The sequence below is a fragment of the Staphylococcus sp. NAM3COL9 genome (genome assembly GCF_001431205.1).
GTDB lineage: Bacteria > Bacillota > Bacilli > Staphylococcales > Staphylococcaceae > Staphylococcus.
Genome location: NZ_LGPC01000016.1, coordinates 1 through 16633 on the forward strand (window position 1 = coordinate 1; position 16633 = coordinate 16633).

Annotated in this window: 14 protein-coding genes and 1 rRNA gene; 2 read left to right on the forward strand and 13 right to left on the reverse strand. The window is 32.9% G+C overall.

The window, feature by feature from the left end; all coding sequences use genetic code 11:
- Window positions 1-61: 61 nt before the first annotated feature.
- From ACA31_RS09625 to ACA31_RS09655, 7 genes are all read right to left on the reverse strand, one after another.
- Window positions 62-1614 (reverse strand): 16S ribosomal RNA (locus tag ACA31_RS09625).
- A gap of 494 nt (window positions 1615-2108) precedes the next feature.
- Window positions 2109-3173 (reverse strand): Mrp/NBP35 family ATP-binding protein, encoded by a 1065-nt coding sequence (locus tag ACA31_RS09630; protein WP_057513119.1) that lies wholly within the window; start codon window positions 3171-3173, stop codon window positions 2109-2111.
- Between the two features lie 338 nt (window positions 3174-3511).
- Window positions 3512-3964 carry a SepA family multidrug efflux transporter gene (locus ACA31_RS09635; RefSeq protein ID WP_057513120.1) on the reverse strand — a complete coding sequence of 151 codons (453 nt, stop codon included), beginning with the start codon at window positions 3962-3964 and terminating at the stop codon, window positions 3512-3514.
- 234 nt (window positions 3965-4198) lie between these two features.
- Window positions 4199-5527 carry a multidrug efflux MFS transporter SdrM gene (gene sdrM / locus ACA31_RS09640; RefSeq protein ID WP_057513121.1) on the reverse strand — a complete coding sequence of 443 codons (1329 nt, stop codon included), beginning with the start codon at window positions 5525-5527 and terminating at the stop codon, window positions 4199-4201.
- A gap of 325 nt (window positions 5528-5852) precedes the next feature.
- A complete protein-coding gene (gene trhA, locus ACA31_RS09645) occupies window positions 5853-6536 on the reverse strand; it encodes a PAQR family membrane homeostasis protein TrhA (protein WP_057513122.1) in 684 nt (227 codons plus the stop codon).
- A 19-nt stretch (window positions 6537-6555) separates the two neighbouring features.
- Window positions 6556-7743, reverse strand: coding sequence for a UTP--glucose-1-phosphate uridylyltransferase (locus ACA31_RS09650; RefSeq protein ID WP_057513123.1), 1188 nt, complete (start codon window positions 7741-7743; stop codon window positions 6556-6558).
- Window positions 7744-7863: 120 nt separating this feature from the next.
- Window positions 7864-8361, reverse strand: coding sequence for a metal-dependent hydrolase (locus tag ACA31_RS09655; RefSeq protein ID WP_057513124.1), 498 nt, complete (start codon window positions 8359-8361; stop codon window positions 7864-7866).
- Between the two features lie 174 nt (window positions 8362-8535).
- Here ACA31_RS09655 and ACA31_RS09660 point away from each other — a divergent pair, with 174 nt between their 5' ends.
- On the forward strand, window positions 8536-8796 hold the full coding sequence (locus tag ACA31_RS09660) for a SunI/YnzG family protein (protein ID WP_057513125.1): 261 nt from the start codon (window positions 8536-8538) through the stop codon (window positions 8794-8796).
- Between the two features lie 397 nt (window positions 8797-9193).
- Here the strand turns inward: ACA31_RS09660 and ACA31_RS09665 are convergent, their stop codons facing one another.
- Entirely contained in the window at window positions 9194-10519 is a 1326-nt protein-coding gene (locus tag ACA31_RS09665) for an APC family permease (RefSeq protein ID WP_216634272.1), read from the reverse strand.
- Between the two features lies 1 nt (window position 10520).
- On the reverse strand, window positions 10521-11327 hold the full coding sequence (locus ACA31_RS09670; RefSeq protein WP_057513127.1) for a carbon-nitrogen hydrolase family protein: 807 nt from the start codon (window positions 11325-11327) through the stop codon (window positions 10521-10523).
- A gap of 266 nt (window positions 11328-11593) precedes the next feature.
- On the opposite strand from ACA31_RS09670, the gene ACA31_RS09675 reads away from it, so the two are divergent.
- On the forward strand, window positions 11594-11911 hold the full coding sequence (locus ACA31_RS09675) for a heme oxygenase (RefSeq protein WP_057513128.1): 318 nt from the start codon (window positions 11594-11596) through the stop codon (window positions 11909-11911).
- Between the two features lie 96 nt (window positions 11912-12007).
- On the opposite strand, the gene ACA31_RS09680 is transcribed toward ACA31_RS09675, so the two are convergent.
- The 4 genes from ACA31_RS09680 to ACA31_RS09695 all read right to left on the reverse strand — a co-directional run bounded on the left by ACA31_RS09680 (window position 12008) and on the right by ACA31_RS09695 (window position 16618).
- On the reverse strand, window positions 12008-13381 hold the full coding sequence (locus ACA31_RS09680; RefSeq protein WP_057513129.1) for a YjiH family protein: 1374 nt from the start codon (window positions 13379-13381) through the stop codon (window positions 12008-12010).
- Window positions 13382-13601: 220 nt separating this feature from the next.
- Window positions 13602-14564 carry a FecCD family ABC transporter permease gene (locus tag ACA31_RS09685; protein ID WP_057513130.1) on the reverse strand — a complete coding sequence of 321 codons (963 nt, stop codon included), beginning with the start codon at window positions 14562-14564 and terminating at the stop codon, window positions 13602-13604.
- Window positions 14561-15595 carry a FecCD family ABC transporter permease gene (locus ACA31_RS09690; protein ID WP_057513131.1) on the reverse strand — a complete coding sequence of 345 codons (1035 nt, stop codon included), beginning with the start codon at window positions 15593-15595 and terminating at the stop codon, window positions 14561-14563. Before ACA31_RS09690 ends, ACA31_RS09685 begins: the two co-directional genes overlap by 4 nt.
- Window positions 15596-15607: 12 nt before the next feature.
- A complete protein-coding gene (locus ACA31_RS09695; protein ID WP_057513132.1) occupies window positions 15608-16618 on the reverse strand; it encodes an ABC transporter substrate-binding protein in 1011 nt (336 codons plus the stop codon).
- Window positions 16619-16633: the final 15 nt, after the last annotated feature.

Below are 16633 nucleotides of genomic sequence, written 5' to 3' on the forward strand. Positions count from 1 at the left end.
CAATATGTCAATGTCATTCCTTCTCATCTTCTCAAGGAAGATGTTCCGAATATATCCTTAGAAAGGAGGTGATCCAGCCGCACCTTCCGATACGGCTACCTTGTTACGACTTCACCCCAATCATTTGTCCCACCTTCGACGGCTAGCTCCATAAATGGTTACTCCACCGGCTTCGGGTGTTACAAACTCTCGTGGTGTGACGGGCGGTGTGTACAAGACCCGGGAACGTATTCACCGTAGCATGCTGATCTACGATTACTAGCGATTCCAGCTTCATGTAGTCGAGTTGCAGACTACAATCCGAACTGAGAACAACTTTATGGGATTTGCATGACCTCGCGGTTTAGCTGCCCTTTGTATTGTCCATTGTAGCACGTGTGTAGCCCAAATCATAAGGGGCATGATGATTTGACGTCATCCCCACCTTCCTCCGGTTTGTCACCGGCAGTCAACCTAGAGTGCCCAACTAAATGCTGGCAACTAAGTTTAAGGGTTGCGCTCGTTGCGGGACTTAACCCAACATCTCACGACACGAGCTGACGACAACCATGCACCACCTGTCACTTTGTCCCCCGAAGGGGAAGGCTCTATCTCTAGAGTTTTCAAAGGATGTCAAGATTTGGTAAGGTTCTTCGCGTTGCTTCGAATTAAACCACATGCTCCACCGCTTGTGCGGGTCCCCGTCAATTCCTTTGAGTTTCAACCTTGCGGTCGTACTCCCCAGGCGGAGTGCTTAATGCGTTAGCTGCAGCACTAAGGGGCGGAAACCCCCTAACACTTAGCACTCATCGTTTACGGCGTGGACTACCAGGGTATCTAATCCTGTTTGATCCCCACGCTTTCGCACATCAGCGTCAGTTACAGACCAGAAAGTCGCCTTCGCCACTGGTGTTCCTCCATATCTCTGCGCATTTCACCGCTACACATGGAATTCCACTTTCCTCTTCTGTACTCAAGTTTCCCAGTTTCCAATGACCCTCCACGGTTGAGCCGTGGGCTTTCACATCAGACTTAAGAAACCGCCTACGCGCGCTTTACGCCCAATAATTCCGGATAACGCTTGCCACCTACGTATTACCGCGGCTGCTGGCACGTAGTTAGCCGTGGCTTTCTGATTAGGTACCGTCAAGATGTGCACAGTTACTTACACATTTGTTCTTCCCTAATAACAGAGTTTTACGATCCGAAAACCTTCATCACTCACGCGGCGTTGCTCCGTCAGACTTTCGTCCATTGCGGAAGATTCCCTACTGCTGCCTCCCGTAGGAGTCTGGACCGTGTCTCAGTTCCAGTGTGGCCGATCACCCTCTCAGGTCGGCTACGTATCGTCGCCTTGGTAAGCCATTACCTTACCAACTAGCTAATACGGCGCGGGTCCATCTATAAGTGATAGCAAAACCATCTTTTACTTTAGAACCATGCGGTTCCAAATGTTATCCGGCATTAGCTCCGGTTTCCCGAAGTTATTCCAGTCTTATAGGTAGGTTACCCACGTGTTACTCACCCGTCCGCCGCTAACTTCAAAGGAGCAAGCTCCTTATCCGTTCGCTCGACTTGCATGTATTAGGCACGCCGCCAGCGTTCATCCTGAGCCAGGATCAAACTCTCCATAAATGAATTATGATGTTTGATTAGCTCATAAAATACTAATTTGTGTGTTATCTCTAACACGTTTGAACCAACAATTTAATGTTGCGTTCGGAATTAACGTTGACATATTGCAATTCAGTTTTCAATGTTCATTTGGATAACTGCTTTATTACTATACCATTTCAATCGACGTTGTGTCAATAAAAATTTAATATTTTTTAACAATCATTTAACATTACTTTAATAATATTAAAGTAATTTTTACAAAGTTTCAAGTATATTTTTTACACTTTTTCGAAATTGAATTAAATAATGTTTTTGTCGTTTTTGACGACTTTTATATAATATCAATTCCACAAGGAAAAGTCAACACCTTATTTTTCTAGTTGTGATTTATTACGTTCATACTGTAACGTGTGTTCGTTGGTCACAAGAAATAATTCTACCACCATTCAAAAAAATTGCAAGAGAAAAGTGGATAAAAATCAAATTAATTTTTACCCACTCCTCAAATGCTACTATTTTCTAGTCTTTTCAATAATTTGTTGTGCCATTGATTGGTATATTTCTCCTAATTTATCATCTGGTTGATAAATAGAAGGAGCGAAATCTTTTGGATTCCATGATGGTTGCTCTAATGGTAGGTGACCTAATAAATCTGTTTGTAATTCTTCAGCAAGTTTTTCGCCGCCACCTGTTCCAAATACATATTCTTTATTTCCACTTTCTTTGCTTTGGAAGTAAGACATGTTTTCTATTACACCTAAAATTGTGTGTTCAGTGTGTTTTGCCATTGCTCCAGCTCTTGCTGCAACAAATGCTGCAGTAGGATGAGGCGTTGTTACAATAATTTCTTTACTTGATGGCAACATCGTATGTACATCTAAAGCAACATCCCCTGTACCTGGTGGTAAATCTAAAATTAAATAATCTAAATCTCCCCATCTCACTTCAACAAAGAAATTCGTAAGCATTTTGCCTAACATTGGACCTCTCCATATAACTGGTGCATTTTCTTCAACGAAGAAAGCCATTGAAATTACTTTAACACCATGACGTTCAACCGGTATGATTTCTTTGCCTTGTACACCTGGTTTTTCGTCAATTCCCATCATGTCTGGAACGCTAAAGCCATAAATATCAGCGTCAACTAGACCAACTTTTTTACCTTCTCTAGCTAATGATACTGCTAAATTCACTGCTACTGTAGATTTTCCAACGCCACCTTTACCAGAAGCGATGGCTATAAACTCAACAGGATTGTCTTTTGATAATAAACCTTCTATTGTTTGTTGCTCGTCATCGCTCGTACCTCTGTATTGTTCTACTACATCAGATGGTAATTCTTCAAATCTAATGCCAACCGTATTAGCCCCATTTTCTTTTAATACTTCTACTATGGCCATTTGTAAATCTAATTGAGGTTGTCCCCCTAATTGAGCCATAGCTATTTTGACACTTACATGCTCTATTTCTTCTTTAATAGTAACCTCTACTATCCCATCAGTTTCTTTTAAAGGTACATTTATTATTGGATCTTTTAATTCTCCAACAAGTTCTTTAACTTGCTCAGTCGTTAACACAATGCGTCCCCCTCTTTATAAAATAATCATTATTTATATTTTAACAAACAAAACTTAAGTTTGCTTTAAATAGATTATATTCAGTATAAATATAATCTACTTATTAAAAAAGAAGTTAGCTCACTTCACTCTCTATCAAAGAATAAACAAACTAACTTCTTATAGTAATTGCTATATCATTGATATAATTCTTGCCTTCCCAAATGGTAACTTTAAACTATTAGTCATAAAGTTAAAGTATTTCAGTTTCTACTATATATTAACACTATCTTCACTCTTCATGATCACAACAGTTAAAGTACTCCAATTAACTGAATTGATTTTCTAAAGCACTATGCTTATTTTCCATTTAAGTTTTCACTATCTGGATAAAATATTTCCTTACATATAAATAAGAGTCCAACTATAAATACAATCACCCAAAAATCAATATTTATATAAGCGTAATGGATATGCACTATGAAGTAAAATAGCAATGTTGTTACTGTGAAAGTAATTAAGTGATAAGTTAATCCTTTAAAATATGGGTTGTCTGGTAATTTTTTTCTAAAGTAATCCATTAAATTCTCTATTATAAACAAGTTAAAATAACCTAATACAATATAACTACCATAATAAATTAAGTTATCGTAAAAGTTTTTGTTATATCCAAAATACGCAAGGTGGAAATAAATAAGGATTCTACTCAAGCCATATAATCCAAATCCTAAAAATGTTAAAAATATAGCACCAGAAATAATAAATACCGAAAGTACAATAAGCGTTGTAAATAAATATTTTATATATTTCATTGCTTACTGTCCTCCCTTTTTACTCTATTTCGATATTCCGCTTAATAATCATCTAACTTTTATTACAATCTCACTGTTCTTTTATTAAAACTGTAATCGCATAAACTATATTACCATTATAATAACCCACCACCAAATACAAATTAACAGGAAGCTCTACTAATCAAATTATAACGTTTATTAACGAAGTGTACCCTGTTTTGGTTATATAAATATAGCTTACTAATTCGATTCCTATTTCTGTTCTTTATAAAAAACAATCCATGAAATCGTTAGTATAATCAATATAATTAAACTAAGTAAAATAACATTGTGTATTTGTAGACTGATAAAAGTAAATGATAAAGCATAAACATAACCCATCACGGTAGAACCTATTGAATTACCCAAACTTTTGGTTAATGTATAGAGTGACATCATCCGCTTCATATTATTTAGTGAGGACTCTTCCTGAGTTATAACACTATCTTTTGTGTAAACTGTACCAAAGCTAACTCCTGCAAGTAATAAACTAAATGCTATAAATAATGGTGATTCGGTGCCTATAAAAACTAAAATGCCACATAGCATTAATAGTGTGAATGCAAATATATATAATCCTTTTCTACTCATTCTAGCCTCTAATTTATCTAATGAAAAATTAAGTGCTAACCAAGCGAATGAAATTGGAAATATTACAAAACCACTTTGTAATGGTGAGAGGTCCATTTCTTCTTGTAAATAAATGGGCATATATAAGTTGTACCCCATCAGAATAATTGCATAAGCAAAATCGGTGAAGAATATTAAAATAATCGTCTTATTAAATTCTGTAACTGGTACAAATGGTGTTTTAACATTTTTTTCATTTTTATAAAGTATCACTGCCATTACACAAGCTAAGATAAGTGAGATTATGTTTAAATATAAATTTGCTTTATTCATAACTGCAAACATTAAAAAGAAGACCAATACATAGAAGAACGTTAATCCTTTTACGTCTAATTTGTTCTTTGCAGTTGTACTTTCATTTTCAAAATGAAATGTGATCATCACCAATATCATAGCAGCAATTGCAATCGGAATATTCACGAAGAATAACCAATTCCATGTTGCAAATTCTAAAATAGTTCCTCCTAAAACTGGACCGATAATACTAGAGATCCCCCATACACTGCCAACAATTCCCATAATTTTATAACGTAATGGGATTTCAAAGGCAAGTTTAGGTACGATTTGACTCAGTGCCATCATTACACCAGCGCCTAAACCTTGTATAAAACGAGACATGATAAGTATGCTGAAAGTACCACTTATTCCGGATAAGAAACTACCTATAATAAAAAACAATAATCCTAAAAGCGTGATATAAATAATTTTTGTTCGATCTAATAATTCTCCCACAATCGGATTAGCTATGACAATTGCAATAAAATAAACTGCAAAAATCAATGAAATAGATGAAGTAACATTTAAGTCATCTCTTATAGTAGGAATTGCCAAAGAAACTATTGATGTTTCTATAGCCGACATAAACATAATTAATACTAATGCAACTACAATACCTAAAGACTTAACATTCATAATTTACCTCCTTGCATAATAAATTAAAATTCTTTTAAGCATAATCGGATCAATTACTATGTTGTGATAAGTTTCAAATCGAATACTTCAAATTAAAACTATTGTTTTATCGTAATTTGTTTTAAAAAAAGAGCGGGATAGAAATCAAAATTTAAAATTTGATTTCATATTCCCGCCCCCACAAAGCCTACTAAAAAATAATACGAGAGCCGGAGCTCTTGCATAAGAACTACTCGTCTTATAAATGAAGAAGTAATTCTTAAAAAACTTAAAACAAGTATTTATGTTCTAGACACTATTAAATCGTAATGTATTTTTCTTAAAGTTACATAAAATATAAAATAGCTATAAAATGAAATACGGATGCAATCACTATAAAGAAGTGCCAAATCATATGAAAGTATGGACGCTCTTTTTGTGCATAGAACCATGCTCCGACCGTGTAAGCAATACCACCGAATAGAATAAATAACATAAACGTTACCGAAGAATCAAAGATAATTGTCGGTAAAAATAAAACACCAATCCATCCCATAACTAAATACATTGTTAGACTCAATTTATGACTAACGTTTTTAGCTAAAGATTTGTATAGAATGCCCCAGAGTGTAATACCCCAAAGCACTGCCATTGCAGTCCATCCTAACCAACCACCGATTAACACTAAACATATAGGCGTATATGTTCCGACAATTGCGATATATATCATACTGTGATCAATAATTCTAAGTATATATTTATGCGAAGATTTGTTAGGCATCGCATGATAAACCGTTGAAGATATAAACATTAGAAAAATACTTATCACGTATAGTGAAACGCTAAATGAACCTAATATGCCATGATCCAAAAAACTTTGTATCGCTGCATACGGCAATACGCATAAAGCAATGAATGCAGCTGCCCCATGTGAAACTGCGTTTCCAATTTCCTCACCAAATGTTAAAGGTACAATATTTTTAAATGTTTTAGCCACTTTGCTATTATCTACATCTACTGTATGAGACATAAGTGTAACCACCCTTTTATTAAATCAAATTCATACGTTTCAAATCAGCTGTAGCTGTTTCAACACTATCTTTACCTTCTTTATTTTTTAAAGGAGAAAATTCTTCTTCTCTCGGTACTTGTAATGTAATAAAGCTATTAGCATATTGAAAAATATCAAAATAGAACAATTCAAACTTAAGCGTCGCTTGCTCTATTACGCCAAAATCATCATCTAATTGTTTTAATTTTTTCATCGCTAAATGATATGGCAATGCATAGTCAACTACATTGTTAATAAATAAAAGTTTAAATGTATGTATTCCTATATTGGCGTTTTTAAATTCATTAGCAACTTCAGGGTCTATTTCTGAATATTCAAGTACAGTATCTTTTTGATTAGCTGTAACTAATCTACCAACACTCTCACCCTCATTAGGTTGAATTGATTTCGTAGTGATATCCATACTTTTTTGGAACGTATAACCTGCAAATAATGGGTCCAATACTTTTACAAGAACGTTATCAATATTATTCAAGAAAACATATTCCACACCATTGTCTGTCATTTCTTCTAAGTAGCCTGAATTTTTGAGTGACTTGAACACGCCGCCATTACCGTTAGGCGTTTCTAGAATATTACCATCGACATCTAACACTAACTTGCCTTCTTCAGATAAGGCAACAATGTTTTCTTGCTTGAAAAAGTGCACATGCGATTTATCATATCCAAAATAATCTTTACTTTCGAAAAATAATTGTGTTTCTTTGTCATTTACTTTGCTAGTCATGATATACCAATCAACAGCTACACCTGTTTGCTCTTTTAATGCTATTAATTGTTGTGCTTGAATTTCAAATAAGCTAACGCCTTCAATTTCAAACGAACCTTTAGGCCCTTTATAACCTAAACGCGTCCCTTGCCCACCTGCCATTAATAAAACAGCAAATTTGCCTTTTTGAATTGCTTCTAAACCAACTTCTTCATATTTTTTGATTTCTTCTTCAGAAAAATTATTTTTAACATCATATTTCACTTCATTAATAGAAGAAACATCATCAATTACTTTTTTATTTACATACAAATCTTCATATAAACCTTGAATATCAGATAAGTTTAAAGAATCTACTTTATTAGCTAATTGTTCTCTCTCATTTGTACTCATGAGTTTTTCAAATTCAATTAAATGGTCTTGTTTAAACTTTTCTAAACCTTTCTTATCTAGCATGTTCTCTCTCCTTAATATTCAAATATTAGATAAAAATTATATCTTATTACTGACTTGAATATATAATTTCACTATTTGTACTTTATATGATTATGATTATATGCACAACCTTAATCATAATCATTTAAAAAACAGTTGATTAATAAACGGTTGAAAAAATACATAAGTTGCGCCTATAGTTAACGCACTCGCAAGTGATAAATCAACGAGACCACCTGTTTTAAAAACCAAAGGGAATTTCACACTGATTGGGATAGGATATAAAAATTTAACTCCCCTAGGTGTTAACATATCTAGTATAACATGAGAAAGTATTCCTAATATAATGGTAATCAAATAATAAATCGGCGTTTGAATAGCATATAATAAGCAAATTATAATTGAAATAAATAATAGCGAGTGTGTGAATGTCCTATGTCCAAATAATATTCTAATAAAAAAACTCAAAACTTTTAATCGTCTACCAATTTTACTCTGTGCATGACAAATATCAGGTAATAAACTTGATATAATTGCAAGCGTTATAACCGTAATTGATGTAAACAAATCTGTATGAAAATATTCTATAGTTAATGCGCCTACTAATAAACCGCATGATGCGTGGGTTTTACCTGTCATTTTCACTTCTCCTTATCGCAATATATTTTATCATATCTTTTACACCAATGCGAACATACTTTCGTAAAAACATTGAGTATAACATATTCAAAAAAGTATCACACAATTACTTGAAAACGATTGCATGTTGTTGTATGATGTAGCTATAAATTAATTAAAGGATGTGTTCTAGATATGGCAATGACAGTTAAAAAAGATAACAATGAAGTAAGAATTCAATGGAGAGTTGCAGATATTAAGATTCCAACAGGTGATATTAAGAACATTTCACAAGATCAAAATATCCATGAAATCCCTAAATTAGATAGAAACAAAGTTTCAAGAATTGGTTCTACTTTCGGAAAAACAAACCGTGTTATCATCGACACTAATGACCATGAATACATTATTTATACGCAAAACGATCAAAAAGTATATAATGAAGTAACTAAATAATATATTTGAGCGTGCACATATCAAAACATTTGCTTATGTTAACAACCAAAATTTGATTTTTTAATTATGCTTTCGCTTTACAACCGAGTCAAACCAAATGCAGTAATAGCATTTGGTTTGTTTTTTTATAAATAAACCTTAATTTTTGTAGAGAATACTTTTTCAAAAAACTTCTGCTCTTTTCACATTAAAATAATAATATCTTTACATCTAACTTTATATGAATAGCAACAATTAATAAAAAACAGTTTATATTTTTAAGTTAATGCAATACCCGTCGAAAGCTTGAACAAAAATTTGTCGACAGATTAAAGAATCCGGGACATAAGTAGCTGTCTCGAATTCTTTAATCTTATGGTCAGTAGATGACTGGAGCGAATCAGTGCTTGTATTTGTTTTATAATGCTAAAGTTGGTGGTAACCTTGAAAATCCTCTTGTAAGAAAAATTAAGTAAATAAAGCCAATACTTGTCCATGCAGTACCTAATATCAGTGCATGTTTATCTAAACTTATAAACAAACATATATCTAATATCATTCCTATTGATGGTAAAACAAAATATGTAATCAGCTTCACTCCCTGTCTCTGCTTCAATTTAACAAAGTAAAAAGCAATAACTGATAAATTAACAAAAGTAAATGAAATAAATGCACCAAAATTAATGAATGAAGTTGAAGTACTTACATTCATAAAGATACCAATTAAACCTACAATACCTATAAACATTATATTAAAAATGGGTGTCTGTCTTTTCTTTTCTACAAAACCAAATATTTTTTTACTGAGTACACCGTCACGCCCCATTGCATAAAGAAGTCTTGCTCCACTGGTTTGTGCTGATAGCCCTGAAGCTAATTGTGCTAATATCAAACCACTTAAGAATAGTGCAGAAAGTAAGTTTCCTCCTACCATTTTAGCTATTTCAAAAGCAGCGGAATCAGTATTATTAATAACATTAAAATTAGGAAGTGTAATTGATAATACATATCCAACTGAAACAAATAAAAATCCACCTACAACAGTAATAATCATAATGGCTCTCGGAATCGTTTTTGTAGGGTTTTTTGTTTCTTCAGCCAAAGTAGTAACTGCATCAAATCCTAAGAATGAATAACAAGCAATCGCTGCACCTGCCAATATTGGAGAAATATGGTTTTCTTTTATGGTAAAAATACGACTACTCAAAAGCTGTCCTTCGCCCATTCCATGGACAACATGCCAAATACATAAGATAATAAATATAGAAATCACTAATAATTGAAAAATCATTATTAATAGACTCATAGATGTCGTTGTATTAATACCTATAATATTGATTAACGTTGTCATTACTATAAATATTATAATCCATGCCCAACTTGGTATAAATGGAAATGCAGTGGACAAATACTCTGCTCCAATAAGCCATATGACTAAGGGCAAAAATAAATAATCTAATAATATTGTCCAACCAATCATAAATCCCAATGATGGATGGAGACTTTTAGAAACAAATGTATATGCAGATCCTGCAGAAGGAAAAGCTTTTGCCATTAAACCGTAACTATATGCTGTAAAAAGCATTGCAATAGTTGCAAATAAATATGCATATGGTACATAACCATTCGTGACTTCATACAATGTGCCATATGTTCCAAAAACAATCATTGGGGCCATATATGCTAATCCAAACATAATAACTTGGTATAAAGACAGAGATTGCTTTAAATTTGCTTGTTCCACATTATTCACTCTCCTTAAACGCGTCATTTAATTTTTGATACATACTTGAGTGAATTTGGTTAATATAGTCTAAATTTAAATCTTTATTTAAATCATTTTTTAAAGTTATTTTTGCATGTTGAGTGGTTTGTCCTTCTTGAATATATAATAATTTTTCACCTTTATGATTTAATATACTACTATGACCAAAGAAATAATGTGGTTCGTTTATTCCATATTGATTAGCAATTGCTATTGGTAATTCATTTTCTAATGCTCGACTAGCTAAATAGATATCTTGATAGAACTCATAAGGTGACATATTAGCTGTAGAAATCAGAATGATTTCTGCACCCTTCAGTTTCAATAATCGTGCCACTTCTGGAAATTCTAAATCATAACATATCATGAGACCGACTTTACCAAACCTAGTATTTACAACTGGAAATTCATTGCCTTTCTTAAAAATAAGTTGTTCATCGGCGAATAAATGTGTTTTTCGATATTTTGCTAAAATTCCCCTCTTAGCATCTATATATATTGTTGCTATAAAGTATTGCTTATCCTCAACTTCTGGAAATGAAACTACTGCGTCAATTTCATTGTTTTTACATGTTTCTATAATATCTACTAATACTTGTGCATTATCCGACATTGCTACTTTATTTAATAATGCTTCATTCTGTATATAACCGGAGACTGCTAATTCAGGAAATAATACCAAATCTGCATTCTTATGGCTTTCATCTGTCAATGTACGACAAATATAATCTGCATTCAATGCTATTTCACCTAACATTGGTCTCATTTGTGCTATTGAAATTTTCATAAACATACCCCTTTGTTTACTCATTTATTAAATCTTCAGACTACATTTAATAACTAACTTCTTAATTTTCTGAATCTTACTATAATTATTGGATGTTTAAAAGTACCAGTTCTCTCATTTTCATGGTACCAGTCTCCTTCACATTTCTTATTCTGTTATTTATAATAAGAATATAGTCTACAATTATATAATTAATAAGGGTTCTCAATTATGTATTTTAACTATCAATGCTATAATAAAAATACATTTAGAAAGAGGTGTACTTTATGTATGTAGTCACAAATAGAATTGATGTTAAGAAAGGCTTTGCTGAAAAAATGGCTTCGAAATTTACACAGGGTGGCAAGATTCAAGAATTAGAAGGCTTTCATAAAGTTGAGGTTTGGTTAATTGACGATGATGAAGATTATGACCAAATGTACATTAATACATGGTGGAATACTGAAGATGACTTTAAAGGATGGCTTCAAAGTGACGCTTTCAAAGAAGCTCACGAAGGCAGATCAAAAACAAAAAACGAAAATTCACCTATATTAGGCAATAAAGTTGTTAAAGCGAACGTAATATCTGAACTTAAGAACTAAATTTCTATTTTCCTAATTTAATATAAATAAAATAGCATATAGAGAAAGCGCCATATCGGTTAACCCGACATGGCGCTTTCTCTATTTTATAAATTTTCAATTAAAATATAGGTGTGCCATCAATGCAATAATTGGCAATGCAATTATCGTTCTGATTAAGAAAATAACAAATAGTTTAAAGATACTGACTGGAATTTTTGAGCCTAGTATCACCCCACCTACTTCTGATAAGTAAATTAACTGACTAATACTTAATGCACCGATAACGAATAATGTAACATCATTGCCTACGCCTTCAATTAATATAGAAGGTAAAAACATATCGGCAAAGCCTATTAATATTGTTTCTGATGCTTGCGCAGCTTCAGGGATTTGCAGCAATTCTAAATATGGTACAAACGGCTTACCTATAATTGCGAATATTGGTGTATAAGTCGCAACGATTGTCGCTAGTGTACCAATACTCATAACAACTGGTAAAATAACAAACCACATATCTACAACTGTTTTAAGACCTGATTTAAAAAATGATTTGAACCCTGGCGCATTGATACCTGTTTCAGTCGCCATATCAAAACCATGACTTAATGCAGTTTTATTTTCTGGTAATTTTTCAGTTCTCATTTCTTCAGATACTTCTTTTGAATATTCGTCTTTGATAGATTTTAATGGCCAAATTCTTGGCAAAACCAATGCACAAACAATACACGAAACAATAACTGAGAAGTAGAAATAGAAGAAATGGTTTTGCATATGTACTGTATCTGCAATGACGATTGCAAATGTTATAGATACTACACTGAAAGTAGTAGCAATAACTGTCGCCTCACGTCTAGAATAAAAGCCACTTTCATATTGCTTACTTGTTATTAATACCCCTACTGTGCCATCTCCGATAAACGATGCTAAATTATCTACTGTAGAGCGTCCTGGTAATGTGAATAAAGGTCTCATAATAGGTCTAAAGATTGGTCCTAAAAATTCTAACAATCCATATTCCATGAGTAATGGTAAAAACAATGCTGCAAATAAGAACACAGCAACTAATGTTGGTAATAGACTTTCAAATACAAGTCCGCCTGTGTCTGCAGAATAAATTACCTCAGTACCTACTTTCAAATAAGTCATCCATACAAAGACAACTGCTAATATTCTTAATAACAACCAGACGATTTTCACATTAAACGCGTTATATAAAAGGCCCTCTGGTTCTAATTTATTTTTCAATATTGTGGAACATAAGATTGTTAATATGCCTGATATTGTGATAATCAAAACAATAATTAAAGGCATTGCGTTCCCGAGAACATCTTGCAATAGTCCTGCTAAAAACGCGACGGGTAATGTGGTTTGTTTAACACCATCTTCAGTCACAGTAATAGGTACCAAAAACAAGATAATACCAATAAATGACAGGACTATGAATTTTAACCTACCTCGCACTAATTGTGATTTACTATATTTATTCATTTCATTCACCCCTTAGGTGTTTATATTTTTATATACACTTAAAAAAGCAACAGCAATAATTATAACCTATTATGTATAAATATGTAAATCAATAAATTCAGGTTTTTATTGTCTTCTTGTTTATGTATAAATAAAATAATTGACCCTAATCTTATTTAGGGTCAATTATACTTTATATGAAAGCGTTTCCTTTTGCAATTTTTTATTGCAAAAATATTAATTAAATTTTTCTCAATAAAAATAAAAAATATGGCACGCCAACGATTGCAACAATGACTCCTACTGGAATATCAAGAGGTGGATGAATACCTCGTGCTAAACAATCACTTATAGACAATAATAATGCACCAATTAATCCAGACATCATTGTGATATGCGTATGTTTATGACCAACTATTCTTCGTGCAATGTGTGGTGAAATCAGTCCTAAGAAACTCAAACCACCAACTACAGAAATGGATGCTCCAGCTAAAATAACTGCTAAAAGTAACAATATCATTTTTATTTTTTTCACTTTTGTTCCTAATGCAATAGCAATATCATCGCCTAATGTTAATATATCTAGCTGACGACAATAATAAAATATAATTGGTAATGCAATGATAAACCAAGGTAATATGACCAGCACATTAGACATATTATGTCCGTATAAACTACCAGTCAACCACACTAATGCCGTATTGGCATCTTGAGGATTACGAATTAATAAATATTGTACTATCGCTGTACAAATAGCACCAATCGCTAAACCTATTAATGCTAATTTGGAACCCTTAACATTAAATTTTGCAATTAAAACAGTTAAAATCAAACTAACACATAGCGCACCTACAAATGATCCAAATGGCAGTATAAATAGTGGTGCAGATGGAAATAGCATTATAATAGATACTGCTGAAAGACTCGCGCCCTTAGTTATACCAATAACATCTGGTGAGGCAAGGGCATTTCTTACAACGCCTTGAATAAGAGAGCCAGAAATTGCTAAACTACTACCAACTATTATAGCAAGTAACATTCTTGGTATACGATATTCGTTCAAAATAAAATTGTCCTGTATAAACAAACTTTTTACCGCTTCAATTGGATTAATCCATACTGCTCCGATAGACAATGATGCAATTGCTGAGATAATGATTAATATGATGACAATGCCATAACGAAAAGTTAATCTCCCAATCATAGTCTATCAACTCCTCTAACTGTAATGAATAAAAAGTATAGCGCCCCTACAAAAGATGTGACAATACCTACGGGTGATTCAAATGGAAACGCAATTAATCTACTTAATACATCAGATAGCAGTAATAAATCTGCACCAATAATCATAGTTAATGGAACCATTAACTTATAATCTGCACGAATATAGTGTTTCACTATATGTGGCACAATTAAACCAACAAATCCAATAGGACCTGCAATCGATACGGATGCACCAGCTAATATGATAACAAGTAATCCAGTAATAATACGAACAACTTTAACATTTTGACCTAGGGATTTAGCTAAATCTTCGCCTAGTTCCATAATTGTTAATTGTTTAGCTATAAATATTGCTCCTATAAATGCAATCATTAACCAAGGAAAAACACCTATAATTTGAGACCATTGTATACCTGATAATGAACCTACTAACCAAAACATCACTGTCGAAGTAGCATCCTCATTTAGTAATATAATGCCCTGTGTCATACTGGAAAAGAATAAGTGTATCGCCATACCTGCAAGTGCAAGTTTAACAGGGGTCATTCCTTTAGTAGAACCTGACAAAGTGTAAACAGTTAAACCACCTATAAAAGCCCCTAAAAATGCTAGAATCGTTGCGTATTCCGTTAAGGCAGGAACAATCATAGAAATAAATACAATCACAAATGAAGCACCTGAGTTAACACCAAATATTTGTGGAGATGCTAATGGATTGCGTGTCATAGCTTGCATAAGTAATCCTGAAATACCAAGTGCTGCCCCTATTAAAAGACCAGCTAACATCCGAGGCATGCGTACATTATGTATTAAAAAAGTTTGTTTTGTATCAATGTGTTTCACGCTATAGTCAATAAAATCTTGAATTGTAATGTGTGATGCCCCTACGCTAAGATTGAAGTATATAATGACAAAAAGCGCACACACACTCACAATAAATGTGAGTGTTGTACGTTTTTGAGTTTTTTGTTCTGTTGACTTAGTGGGGTTAATGATACGTGATTTAGTCATTTACCGTTCATCCTACTTTTGTTGTTTGTCATTTTGCTCGTTTTTTGAAATTTCAACAAGCTGTTTTGCTATTTCTTCAGAAGATATAATACCTCTAGCTCGCGCCCATGTATTTCTATCCACTACAGATACACGATCTTTTTTAACGGCATCTAAATCATTCCAAACAGGATCACTTTCTTGTTTTTTAAGATTTGGATCATTTTCACCTTTATCAGCCATGATAAACATACGACCTGGGTTAATATCTGATAATACTTCTGAATTTAATTGTAAATAAGGTCCTTTTAAATATTTAGATAAATTATCTGTTTTTGTTTTGTTTAGTGCATTATTAAAACCTAATTCTTTTAAAAGTTCTCCGACATATGTATTATCAGGGTGTGCTAATAAACCAGATTTTGCAACTACAGCAGGTAATACAGGTTGTGATTTATCCATAGTAATTTCCTTGCTATATTTGTCCATTAAATCGTTATGCTCTTTTAATCTTTCTTTACCTTTATCTTCTTTACCTACAGTTTTTGCAATTGTTTTAAAAGCTTCTAAATTATCTTTATAATCACTATCAAAACTTGGTAGCATAATAGTAGGTGCAATTTTTTCTAAATCTTTTTGGATACCTTTATGTCTGTTGCTATCGGCAATAATGACATCAGGTTTCTGATTACTAACTTCTTCTAAGTTTGGTTGCTTACGTGCGCCAACCGATGTATAATCTCCAATTTGTTTGCGAATAGGTTCAAGAATTCTTTCTTTTTTACCATCATCAGCTACACCTACAGGTTTAACATCTAATGCTGCAAGTGCATCAACAAATGAAAACTCTAATGCTACGACACGTTTTGGATTTTTTGCAACTTTTGTCGTGCCACCGTCATGTTTAATTGTAACACCATTTTTAGTGTCTTTGTCTGTATTGGATTTATCTGAATCCTTATCGCTAACGCTACCGCATGCAGTCAATAAGACAACAGTTAAAGTTAAAAACAGGATACCCATAATTTTATAACTATGTTTCATCGTTTTCACTCCTTA

Coding starts and splice junctions, on each gene's coding strand:
- ACA31_RS09635 (WP_057513120.1), bottom strand. CDS start 3,964: ATGAAATATATAAAATATTTATTTACAACGCTTATTGTACTTTCGGTA.
- sdrM (WP_057513121.1), bottom strand. CDS start 5,527: ATGAATGTTAAGTCTTTAGGTATTGTAGTTGCATTAGTATTAATTATG.
- trhA (WP_057513122.1), bottom strand. CDS start 6,536: ATGTCTCATACAGTAGATGTAGATAATAGCAAAGTGGCTAAAACATTT.
- ACA31_RS09650 (WP_057513123.1), bottom strand. CDS start 7,743: ATGCTAGATAAGAAAGGTTTAGAAAAGTTTAAACAAGACCATTTAATT.
- ACA31_RS09655 (WP_057513124.1), bottom strand. CDS start 8,361: ATGACAGGTAAAACCCACGCATCATGCGGTTTATTAGTAGGCGCATTA.
- ACA31_RS09660 (WP_057513125.1), top strand. CDS start 8,536: ATGGCAATGACAGTTAAAAAAGATAACAATGAAGTAAGAATTCAATGG.
- ACA31_RS09670 (WP_057513127.1), bottom strand. CDS start 11,327: ATGAAAATTTCAATAGCACAAATGAGACCAATGTTAGGTGAAATAGCA.
- ACA31_RS09675 (WP_057513128.1), top strand. CDS start 11,594: ATGTATGTAGTCACAAATAGAATTGATGTTAAGAAAGGCTTTGCTGAA.
- ACA31_RS09680 (WP_057513129.1), bottom strand. CDS start 13,381: ATGAATAAATATAGTAAATCACAATTAGTGCGAGGTAGGTTAAAATTC.
- ACA31_RS09685 (WP_057513130.1), bottom strand. CDS start 14,564: ATGATTGGGAGATTAACTTTTCGTTATGGCATTGTCATCATATTAATC.
- ACA31_RS09690 (WP_057513131.1), bottom strand. CDS start 15,595: ATGACTAAATCACGTATCATTAACCCCACTAAGTCAACAGAACAAAAA.
- ACA31_RS09695 (WP_057513132.1), bottom strand. CDS start 16,618: ATGAAACATAGTTATAAAATTATGGGTATCCTGTTTTTAACTTTAACT.